Raw genomic sequence first — 10,659 nt, forward strand, 5'->3', positions numbered from 1 at the left:
GAGCCTGCTCGCGAAAGCGGTATATCAGTCACTATGGATGGCGACTGATACAACGCATTCGCGAGCAGGCTCGCTCCCACATTTTTTGTCTCGAGTCAGGGCTTAACCTGCCGAACGACTGATCCGAATACGCTTGCGCGCACTGCGCGTCAGGCGGATCGACAACATCAACGCCGCGCAGCTCAGGCCGACGATCAAACCCTGCCACAACCCGCTCGGGCCACGTGGCTCACCGAGCCAGTCGGTCAGGCCGAGGGCGTAACCCACCGGCAAACCAATGCCCCAATACGCAAACAGCGTCAGAATCATCGTCACCCGAGTGTCCTGATAACCGCGCAGCGCACCGGCGGCAGTAACCTGAATCGCATCGGAAAACTGGAACAGCGCCGAGTACACAATCAGCATCGCCGCGATGTGAATCACCGTCGGGTCGGCGGTATAAATCGCCGCAATTGGCTCGCGCAGTAACAGCATCATGCTCGCCGACAGGCAAGCGTAGGCCAGCGCCGTGCCCATGCCGACGCCCGCAGCAAAACGCGCTTCACGCGGCTCTTCACGGCCCAATGCCTGACCGACCCGCACAGTCACGGCCATGCCCAGCGAATACGGAATCATGAACACCAGCGAGCTGACGTTCAGCGCAATCTGATGCCCGGCCACCACCGTGGCGCCGAGGCTGCCGATCAACAGAGCGATCACCGCAAAGATGCTCGATTCGGCAAACACCGCAATGCCAATCGGCAAACCAATCGCCAGTAAACGCTTGATCACCGCCCACTGCGGCCAGTCGAAACGGCTGAACAGTTCGCTCGAACGATAGGCCGGCGCCCAGCGCTCATAACCGGCCAGACCCAGCGCCATCACCCACATCACGATCGCCGTGGCCCAACCGCAGCCGACGCCGCCCATCGCTGGCACGCCGAAGTGGCCATAGATGAAGATGTAGTTCAGCGGAATATTCAGCGCCAGACCGCACAGGCCCAGCACCATCGCAGGGCGGGTTCGGCCGATGCCGTCACTGGTGCAACGCAACACGTGATAAAACGCCACGGCCGGCAAACCACTGGCGATGCCGTGCAGGTATTGCATGCACGGGCCGATCAGCTCCGGGTCGACCTTCATCAGGTGCAGCACTGGTTCGGCGGCCACCAGCATCGCAGTCGCGATCAGGCCAACCACCAACGCCAGCCATAACGCCTGACGCACGATCGGGCCGATCTCGCTGTGCTTGCCGGCGCCGTAGCGCTGGGCGACTTTCGGCGTGGTGGCGAGCAGGGTGCCGGTCATTAACAGAAATACCGGCACCCAGATCGAGTTGCCCAGTGCCACTGCCGCCAGATCCTTGGGCCCGACGCGCCCGGCCATCACCGCATCGACGAAGCCCATGGCCGTGGTCGCCAGCTGCGCGATGATGATCGGCAGCGCGAGGGCGAGCAGGTTCTTGAACTCCAGACGGATCCGCGCGGGGCGGGTCAGGGAGACGGCGACAGGTTGGTCAGTTACAGAATTCACAGGCAAAGCGTCCACAAAGGTTGATGCGCAAGGCGCCGCATTCTACGCCGCTGACGTTACAGTCAGGAAAAATCCTCTGTTGCGGATTTGTAATCGGGTAGGAGCTGCCGCAGTCTGCGATCTTTAGGTTTTTAAGATCACCATCAAAAGATCGCAGCCTGCGGCAGCTCCTACAGTTAAACTGCCGATCCGCCCAAGGAGCCCGCCATGCTGATTGTTGCCGACGAAAATATCCCGCTGCTCGATGCCTTTTTTGCCGGTTTCGGCGAAATCCGCCGGGTGCCGGGCCGTTCCATTGACCGTGCGACGGTCGAGCAGGCCGATGTGTTGCTGGTGCGTTCGGTGACCAACGTCAACCGTGCGCTGCTTGAAGGCAGCAAAGTGCGTTTTGTCGGCACTTGCACCATCGGCACCGATCATCTGGATCTGGAGTATTTCAACGAGGCCGGTATCACCTGGTCCAGCGCACCCGGCTGCAATGCCCGGGGCGTGGTCGACTATGTGCTCGGCAGCTTGATGACCCTCGCCGAAATCGAGGGTGTCGATCTGACTAAACGCACTTACGGTGTGATCGGCGCTGGCGAGGTTGGCGGTCGCCTGATCGATGTCCTCAAGGGCTTGGGCTGGAACGTCAAAGTCTGCGATCCGCCGCGTCAGGCAGCAGAGGGCGGCGATTACGTCAGCCTCGAACAGATCATCGAGCAGTGCGACGTGATCAGCCTGCACACCCCGTTGACCCGCAGCGGTGACGGCGCGACCTGGCATCTGTTCGATCAGCAGCGTTTGCAGCAACTCAAACCCGGTGCCTGGCTGATCAACGCCGCGCGCGGCCCGGTCGTGGATAACGCGGCCCTGCGCGAAGTGCTGCTGGAGCGCGAAGACCTGCAAGCAGTGCTGGATGTCTGGGAAGCAGAACCAGAAGTCGATGTCGAACTGGCCGAACTCTGCGTGCTGGCAACGCCGCACATTGCCGGTTACAGCCTTGATGGCAAGCAACGCGGCACGGCGCAGATCTATCAGGCGTACTGCGAGTTCATCGGCCAGCCTGCGAGCATTCAGCTCAGCGACTTGCTGCCGGCACCGTGGTTGTCAGAAGTTTACCTGCACGCTGACAGCGATCCGGCGTGGGCGTTGGCGATGTTGTGCCGTGGCGTGTACGACCCGCGCCGCGATGATGCGGATTTCCGCCGCAGCCTTGTAGGCAACGTCGCTGAGCAGCGTGCGGCGTTTGATGTGTTGCGCAAACAGTATCCGGTGCGGCGCGAGATTGAAGGGCTGAAAGTGCGGATTGAAGGGGCGTCGCCAGTGTTGCGGCAGATTGTGGCGGCGCTGGGGGCTGTTTCTGTTTAGAACTGAGTTTGCTTCATCGCGAGCAAGCTTTGCTCCTACGAGTTCTCGGGTGTACTCAGGCATTGAATCCACCAGAGAATCCGTAGGAGCAAAGCTTGCTCGCGAAGGCCACACCACAAATCCCCTGCTTGCAGACAGAAAAAACCCGGCCAATATGGGGCCGGGTCAGGAAGACGGTGGCTATATCACTCTTGTTCGGCAGGCTTGACCAATCGCTTCTCCAGTTCGCTGCACGCTTGCTGGATCATGTCTTCAGTGATCGGAACTTCACGCCCATCCTTATCAATAATCGAGCAACCCAGAGGTTGGCCGGGCTTGGTGCGGATCACTTCAATCTTGTCATCGCTGCTGTGTTGCAAGGACATGGCCTGTCTCCTCATCAGGTTATTCGCCAAGGTTAAAACTGCCACGTGACCGGGCTGTTACAACGCCCTGCGGTCTGTCGGCGGCGGCATCTCCACTCAAACAGAAATGACCGCTCGTCTCAACCCGAACTTTAGACCAATAGCCTCTAGGGGCTAGTCGTCACGGGCATATTTAACCTGACTCATTGTGATTTACAGAGTTCCACCCCATTTCAATGACTAGGCTGGCCCTATTCATCTGCGCAGATGTGAACCCGAATGATCTCGATGCTTTCCTCCCGACACCGACGCGCCCTGCGTCTGACCAGCCATTTTCTCCTGCCCTATCGTTGGCAGGCCTTTGGCGCGCTGCTCGCATTGATCGTCACCGCCGGCATTACCTTGTCGATGGGGCAGGGCATCAAGCTGCTGGTCGATCAGGGTTTCATGACCCAGTCGCCGCATTTGCTCAACCAGTCGATTGGCCTGTTCATGCTGTTGGTGGTCGGACTGGCGATCGGCACCTTTGCCCGATTTTATTGGGTGTCGTGGATTGGTGAGCGGGTTGTCGCGGACATTCGTCGACAGGTGTTCAACCACTTGGTGTACCTGCATCCGGGGTTTTACGAAGACAACCGCAGCTCGGAAATCCAGTCGCGCCTTACCGCAGACACGACATTGCTGCAGTCGGTGATCGGTTCGTCGCTGTCGCTGTTTCTGCGCAATCTGCTGATGGTCATTGGCGGAGTTGTGCTGCTGTTCATCACTAACCCCAAACTCACCAGCATTGTGGTGATCGCGCTGCCGCTTGTAGTCGCGCCGATCCTGATTTTCGGCCGCCGTGTGCGCAATCTGTCGCGCCAGAGTCAGGATCGCATTGCCGACATTGGCAGTTACGTCTCCGAAACCCTTGGCCAGATTAAAACCGTGCAGGCCTACAACCATCAGGTGCAGGACGAGCATCGCTTTGCCTCGACGGTCGAGCAGGCTTTTGAAACCGCGCGTAAACGCATCTTCCAGCGTGCGTGGCTGATTACCCTGGTGATCGTGCTAGTGCTGGGCGCGGTCGCGGTGATGTTATGGGTCGGCGGCATGGACGTGATCGCCGGGAGAATTTCGGCGGGTGAACTGGCGGCATTTGTGTTTTACAGCCTGATCGTCGGCAGTGCTTTCGGCACACTGAGCGAAGTGATCGGCGAGCTGCAACGCGCTGCTGGCGCTGCCGAACGCATCGCCGAACTGCTGCGCTCGGAAAATATCATCCAGCCGCCCACCTCCGGGTTGGTGACGTTGCCTGAGCGCGTGCGCGGCGAGCTGGAGCTGCGGGATGTGCGTTTTTCCTACCCGTCGCGTCCAGAAAGCTACGCCGTCGATGGCTTGAATCTGACCGTCCGCGCGGGCGAAACCCTGGCGCTGGTAGGGCCGTCCGGCGCCGGGAAATCCACGGTGTACGATTTGTTGCTGCGATTTTACGACCCGCGCGAAGGACAAATTCTCCTCGATGGCGTGCCCTTGACCCGCCTCGATCCTTTGGATTTGCGCCGCTGCTTCGCCCTCGTCTCGCAAACGCCCGCGCTGTTCTTTGGCAGCGTCGAGGAAAACATTCGTTATGGCTGCCCGACGGCCACACTGGAGCAGGTCAAGGAAGCCGCGCGAATCGCCCACGCCCACGACTTCATCGAACAAATGCCAGACGGCTACCAAACCCACTTGGGCGACGGCGGCCTCGGCCTCTCCGGCGGCCAACGCCAACGTCTGGCCATCGCCCGGGCGCTGCTGGTGGACGCGCCAATCCTGCTGCTCGACGAGGCCACCAGCGCCCTCGACGCGCAAAGCGAACACTTGATCCAGCAAGCCTTGCCGAGCCTGATGCACAACCGCACGACGCTGGTGATTGCGCACCGTTTGGCCACAGTGAAAAACGCCGACCGGATCGCCGTGATGGATCAGGGCAAATTGGTTGCGGTGGGGACACATCAGGAATTGATTGCCAGTAATCCGCTGTATGCACGGCTGGCGGCGTTGCAGTTTAGTGATGGTCAGGAAACGTCTAAACAACACTGATGAACTACGCCCGTATCGGGCATTATGGCGACCTGTATGGAATGCCTGGATGAGGACATGAGTCGTTACCAACCGCCATTGACCCTGACCACTCGAATGATTGCTTTGATCGCTGACATCAGCGAGCAAATCGGTCAGCTTTCGGCTTTGGACAATGGCCTTCAAACGCCTCAACTGCGGCGTGGCAATCGGATCCGTACGATTCAGGCTTCGTTGGCGATTGAAAACAACACGTTGAGTGTTGATCAGGTAACAGCCGTCCTCGACGGTCGTCGGGTGCTTGGATTACCCAAGGAAATCCAGGAAGTACGTAACGCTTTTACGGCTTATGAGGCCATGCCGCAGTGGCAGCCTGGTAACAGGGCTGACTTGCTTCGCGCGCATGAGCTATTGATGCATGGACTTATTGATGAATGCGGGCACTTTCGCCGAGCGGGTGTAGGCATTTATCGCGGTGATCAACTGGTTCATATGGCACCGCCGCCGAGCCGGATATCGTCTTTGATGGATGATTTGCTGGCTTGGCTGCAGGGCTCTGACTCGCATCCGTTGATTACCAGTTGTGTCTTTCACTATGAATTCGAATTCATTCACCCCTTTGCCGATGGTAACGGGCGGATGGGGCGGCTTTGGCAAACCTTGATTCTCAGTCAGTGGCGACCGGTGCTGGCTTATTTGCCAGTCGAGGCGGTAATCAGAGATCAGCAAGATGCCTATTATGCGGCGTTGTCAGCGGCTGATCGGATGGCCGAATCGACACCCTTCGTCGAGTACATGCTTCAAGCGTTAAGTCTTGCGCTGCAAGAAGCAATCAGCAATGAGCCTTCAACCGACCAAGTAACCGACCAAGTAACCGACCAAGTAGCGATGTTGCTCGGCGTGTTTGATGGGGCTGATCAACTGAGCGTAAACGAGCTCATGGGTAGCCTCGGACTGGCTCACAAGGCAACCTTTCGTGCGAACTATCTGAAGCCCGCTCTGGCTATTAAATTGATTGAAATGACCGACCCCGATTCGCCCAGGAGCCCAGTACAAAAGTATCGCCTGACTGAACGGGGCAAAACGACAGCCTCCACATTCATGTAGGAGCTGCCGCAGGCTGCGATCTTTTGATCTAAAAATGCCCGCATGAAAATGCGGGCATTTTATTTGGAGCAAGATCTAAAGATCGCAGCCTTCGGCAGCGCCTACAGGTCATTGGTCGTCGAAGTAGCGCTCATGCCAATCCACTAGCGGCTGTGGCGAGTTGAGTTTCTGCCCGTAGATCACCGAGTACGACAGTACGTTTTGCACGTACTGGCGGGTCTCGTCGAACGGGATGCTTTCCACCCAGACGTCGAAGCTCAGGTGATCGGCGCCGCGCAACCACTGGCGCACGCGACCGGGGCCGGCGTTGTAGGCGGCGGAGGCGAGGACGCGGTTGCCGTTGAACTGGCTGTGCACCTGGCTCAGGTAGGCGGCGCCAAGCTGGATGTTTTTGTCCGGATCGAGCACTTGCTGCGGCGAGGCCAGCGGAATGCTGAACTTGCGCGCGGTTTCCTTGGCGGTGGCGGGCATCAGTTGCATCAGGCCGCTGGCACCGACGCCGGAGCGGGCGTCGTCCATGAAGGCGCTTTCCTGGCGAGTGATCGCGAACACCCAGCTAGAGTGCAGGCCACGAACCTTGGCTTCACGCACGAGAGTTTCGCGGTGGGCCATCGGGAAGCGGATGTCCAGGTCGTCCCAATACTGCGCCTGACTGATGGTGCGAATCGCCGGGAAATACCATTTCAGGTCATAAGCCAGTTTTGCCTGCGCGACCATTTCGTCACGATTGAAATGACGGCTGACGTGGTACCACTCGCGACGACCGTCGACGATCTGCCCGCGCGCATGGAATTCCAGCGCACGGCGTACGCCAGGCGTGTTGCGCACCTTGTTGATCAACGCCTGGCTCAGCACCAGTGGCTTGTTGTTCAACGAATACGGCGATTGCGAGCGGTCGGCGGCGAGGAAACCGTAGAAGTCACGTTCACGCGCCAGATTTTTGTACAGGGTCTGTGCTTCCGGGTTCTGCGGTTGCGCCAGTTCCAGACTGCGCGCCTGCCAGTAACGCCAGCGGTTGGTGGTGGCGAGATCCTGCGGCAGACGCTTGGTCAGTTGGTAAGCATCGTCCCAACGCGCCAGACGCAACAGCAGACGCAAACGCCATTCGGACACGGTGTTGTCACGCAGTTCCGGGTCGTATTTGGTCATCACGTCCAGCGCGCGGCTGTCGAAACGCCGGGCCAGGGTCAGGCCGATTTCCCGGGCGATCGCGACTTTTTCATCACGGGAGAAATGCATGCTGCTGGCGTAACCGTCGAGCAGCGCCATGGCCTTGTCCGGATCCTGACGGGCGAGGCGGCGCAGGCCGAGGCTGACCACGTCGGACATTGGCTCATCCGCCGGAGTAAAGCGCGACGGTTGGTTGAGCAACTCGGGTTTCTGCGCGACATCGACCAGCAATCGACCGCGCGGGGCGAGGGTGGTCAGGCCATTAACGAGGCTGTTGGCGAGCGGATAGTTGCGCGCCTGAGCGGCGAGTTTGGTGCGCTCCCAGCGTTTCTGTTCGGTCAACTGACCGTCTGCGGCCCAGATGCCGAACAGCGCGTCACACGCGGCGGGCTGCGATTTGCCGGTCAGCCAGAGCTTGTCGGCATTGGCATAACCTTCGGATTTTTTGTCGTGGGTGATCTGGTACTGCGCATTCAGGCAGTCCAGTTCGGTGAAGTTGAGCTTCGGATCGTAGTACTTGACGAAGGTCGCCCAGTCGCCACGGTCGGCAAGCCAGCGCAACCAGCGCAGCTTCATCCAGTTGGCCTGGGGCAGGTCACCGTGCTCGGCGAGGAATTTCTCGATTTCCTCGTTGCTTGCGCTTTTCAGGCGCGCGGTCAGTTCGTCGTAAGCCAGATACGGTTCCAGCGGATAATCGGCCAGGGCCTGGCTGTAACGGAAATACGGGCCGGTGTCGCCTTTGGCCAAGGCGCGCTTGGCTTCATCGTAATACTGGCGTTGGGTGGACAGATCCACCGCCTGGGCGGATTGAACGGCAGCGGCGGTAAGTAGCAAGCAGGACAAAACACTGAAAAGGCGACTGCGCATGAGACATCCGGGCAGAGAAATCATGACAAGTGCCGACCTCGGTCAGCACTGAATTGTCTGTAGCTTAGCCTTTTGCCAGCGAGCGGCGAAAGCTTTGCGGGCCTCGCAGCACAAGTTCGCAACAATTGTTGTGCAGAGTGCTTCGACAGACAAATTGCCGGCCTGCTGGAGCCCTAAGTCAGGTAGAATGCGCGCCCGGTTTTTGGAGAAGCTCATGACCCTGCTCAAATTCAGCGATGTGTCCCTTGCGTTCGGCGCTATGCCGTTGTTGGACAAGGTGTCCTGGCAGATCGCCCGTGGTGAGCGGGTGTGCATCATCGGCCGCAACGGCACAGGCAAGTCCAGCATGATGAAGCTGGTCAAGGGCGATCAAAAGCCTGATGACGGCTCCGTGTGGCGTGCCCCCGGTCTGAAAATCGGCGAATTGCCGCAAGAATTGCCAGTGGCCGACGATCGGACGGTGTTCGACGTGGTCGCTGAAGGCCTGGATGGCGTGGGCGCGTTGCTCGCCGAGTACCATCATTTGGCGCAGAACTGCGTCACTGAAGAAGACCTGAACAAGCTGATGCACGTTCAGCAAGACCTCGAAGCCCGTGATGGCTGGCGCTTGCAGACGTTGGTCGACAGCACCCTGAGCCGCCTGCAACTGCCGGCCGACAAGACCCTCGCCCAGTTGTCCGGCGGCTGGCGTCGTCGCGTGCTGCTGGCGCAGGCGCTGGTGTCCGAGCCGGATCTGCTGCTGCTCGACGAACCGACTAACCACCTGGACATCGGTGCGATTGCCTGGCTCGAAGAAGCGCTGAAAGATTTCCAGGGCGCCGTGCTGTTCATCACGCACGACCGTTCCTTCCTGCAAAACCTTGCCACGCGCATTCTCGAACTGGATCGCGGCGGCCTGATCGACTGGAACGGCGACTACGCCAGTTTCCTCGTGCACAAAGAAGCCGCTCTGGCCGCTGAAGAAACCGCCAACGCGCTGTTCGACAAGAAACTGGCCCAGGAAGAAGTCTGGATCCGCCAGGGCATCAAGGCGCGCCGCACCCGTAACGAAGGCCGCGTCCGCGCCCTGAAAGCTTTGCGCGTTGAGCGCAGTGAGCGTCGTGAGCGCACCGGCAAGGCCAACATTCAGTTGGACACTGCCGACAAGTCCGGCAAGCAGGTGATGGTGCTCGAGAACGTGAGTTTCGCTCACCCGGGCGGCCCGTTCCTGATCAAGGACTTCTCGATGGTGCTGACGCGCGGCGACCGTATCGGTCTGCTCGGCGCCAACGGTACTGGCAAGACCACGCTGCTGAAACTGATGCTCAGCGGTCTGCAACCGACCAGCGGCAAAGTGGAAGAGGGCACGCGGATCGACGTGGCCTACTTCGATCAGTTGCGTCATCAACTGGATCTGGAAAAAACCGTTATCGACAACGTTGCCGAAGGTCGCGACTTCATCGATATCGACGGCCAGAGCCGCCACGTGCTGAGTTATCTCGGCGACTTCCTGTTCAGCCCGCAGCGTGCCCGCACGCCGGTCAAGGCGCTGTCGGGTGGTGAGCGTGCGCGTCTGTTGCTGGCGAAGCTGTTCAGCAAACCGGCCAACCTGCTGGTGCTCGACGAACCGACCAACGACCTCGACGTGGAAACGCTGGAGCTGCTTGAAGAAGTGCTGCTGACGTTCAACGGCACCGTGCTGATGGTCAGCCACGACCGGGCATTCCTCGACAACGTGGTCACCAGCACCCTGGTCTTCGAAGGTGAAGGCAAGGTGCGTGAATACGTCGGTGGCTATCAGGACTGGATCCGTCAGGGCGGCTCGCCGCGTCTGCTGGGCGTGACTGAAAGCAAATCCGGCAAGGCTGACCTGAATTCGGCAGTGGTAACCGCTGAGCCGGCTGCGGTGGCTGAACCTGCCGCTACCGCCCCGGCGGCCAAGAAGAAGCTGAGCTACAAGCTGCAGCGCGAGCTGGAAGCGTTGCCGGGCGATATCGACGCCAAAGAGCAGCAGATCGCTGCGGTGGAAGCTGAAATGGCGGATGCCGGTTTCTATCAGCGTCCTGCGGCTGAGACGGCCAAGGTGATTGCTTCTCTGGAGCAGTTGCACGCTGAGCTGGATGCGTTGATGGAGCGTTGGGCCGAGCTGGATGCCTGATTGATCCCGTAACAAAAAAGCCCGGCCTCATTTGCGTGAGGCCGGGCTTTTTGTAGGAGCTGCCGAAGGCTGCGATCTTTTGACTTTGTTTTTAAAAGGACAAGATCAAAAGATCGCAGCCTTCGGCAG

At 59.5% G+C, this 10,659-nt stretch carries 7 protein-coding genes; 4 read left to right on the top strand and 3 right to left on the bottom strand.

Annotated elements, in window-relative coordinates:
* Positions 1-102 precede the first annotated feature (102 nt).
* A complete protein-coding gene (locus QMX93_RS27410) occupies positions 103-1,512 on the bottom strand; it encodes an MATE family efflux transporter (RefSeq protein ID WP_212551172.1) in 1,410 nt (469 codons plus the stop codon).
* Positions 1,513-1,719: 207 nt separating this feature from the next.
* On the opposite strand from QMX93_RS27410, the gene pdxB reads away from it, so the two are divergent.
* Complete coding sequence (gene pdxB, locus QMX93_RS27415; RefSeq protein ID WP_282358644.1) at positions 1,720-2,862, top strand: 4-phosphoerythronate dehydrogenase PdxB; 1,143 nt, start codon at positions 1,720-1,722, stop codon at positions 2,860-2,862.
* A 185-nt stretch (positions 2,863-3,047) separates the two neighbouring features.
* Here the strand turns inward: pdxB and QMX93_RS27420 are convergent, their stop codons facing one another.
* Positions 3,048-3,227: a PA1571 family protein gene (locus tag QMX93_RS27420; RefSeq protein WP_053122106.1), complete on the bottom strand. Its 180-nt coding sequence runs from the start codon at positions 3,225-3,227 to the stop codon at positions 3,048-3,050.
* 258 nt (positions 3,228-3,485) lie between these two features.
* Here QMX93_RS27420 and QMX93_RS27425 point away from each other — a divergent pair, with 258 nt between their 5' ends.
* Both QMX93_RS27425 and QMX93_RS27430 read left to right on the top strand, forming a co-directional pair.
* Entirely contained in the window at positions 3,486-5,270 is a 1,785-nt protein-coding gene (locus QMX93_RS27425; RefSeq protein ID WP_282358646.1) for an ABC transporter transmembrane domain-containing protein, read from the top strand.
* 57 nt (positions 5,271-5,327) lie between these two features.
* Positions 5,328-6,356: a Fic family protein gene (locus tag QMX93_RS27430; RefSeq protein WP_282358647.1), complete on the top strand. Its 1,029-nt coding sequence runs from the start codon at positions 5,328-5,330 to the stop codon at positions 6,354-6,356.
* A gap of 108 nt (positions 6,357-6,464) precedes the next feature.
* On the opposite strand, the gene QMX93_RS27435 is transcribed toward QMX93_RS27430, so the two are convergent.
* A complete protein-coding gene (locus tag QMX93_RS27435; RefSeq protein ID WP_053122100.1) occupies positions 6,465-8,393 on the bottom strand; it encodes a transglycosylase SLT domain-containing protein in 1,929 nt (642 codons plus the stop codon).
* Positions 8,394-8,607: 214 nt separating this feature from the next.
* Between QMX93_RS27435 and QMX93_RS27440 the strand changes: the two genes are divergently transcribed.
* Positions 8,608-10,530 carry an ATP-binding cassette domain-containing protein gene (locus tag QMX93_RS27440; RefSeq protein WP_053122098.1) on the top strand — a complete coding sequence of 641 codons (1,923 nt, stop codon included), beginning with the start codon at positions 8,608-8,610 and terminating at the stop codon, positions 10,528-10,530.
* Positions 10,531-10,659: the final 129 nt, after the last annotated feature.

This window comes from Pseudomonas sp. PS01303, assembly GCF_029959385.1.
In the GTDB taxonomy this organism is placed as follows: Bacteria; Pseudomonadota; Gammaproteobacteria; order Pseudomonadales; family Pseudomonadaceae; genus Aquipseudomonas; species Aquipseudomonas rustica.

Bases quoted from the DNA above. Each gene is read 5' to 3' on its own strand.
- pdxB (WP_282358644.1), top strand. From the start codon at position 1,720: ATGCTGATTGTTGCCGACGAAAATATCCCGCTGCTCGATGCCTTTTTT.
- QMX93_RS27420 (WP_053122106.1), bottom strand. From the start codon at position 3,227: ATGTCCTTGCAACACAGCAGCGATGACAAGATTGAAGTGATCCGCACC.
- QMX93_RS27425 (WP_282358646.1), top strand. From the start codon at position 3,486: ATGATCTCGATGCTTTCCTCCCGACACCGACGCGCCCTGCGTCTGACC.
- QMX93_RS27430 (WP_282358647.1), top strand. From the start codon at position 5,328: ATGAGTCGTTACCAACCGCCATTGACCCTGACCACTCGAATGATTGCT.
- QMX93_RS27435 (WP_053122100.1), bottom strand. From the start codon at position 8,393: ATGCGCAGTCGCCTTTTCAGTGTTTTGTCCTGCTTGCTACTTACCGCC.
- QMX93_RS27440 (WP_053122098.1), top strand. From the start codon at position 8,608: ATGACCCTGCTCAAATTCAGCGATGTGTCCCTTGCGTTCGGCGCTATG.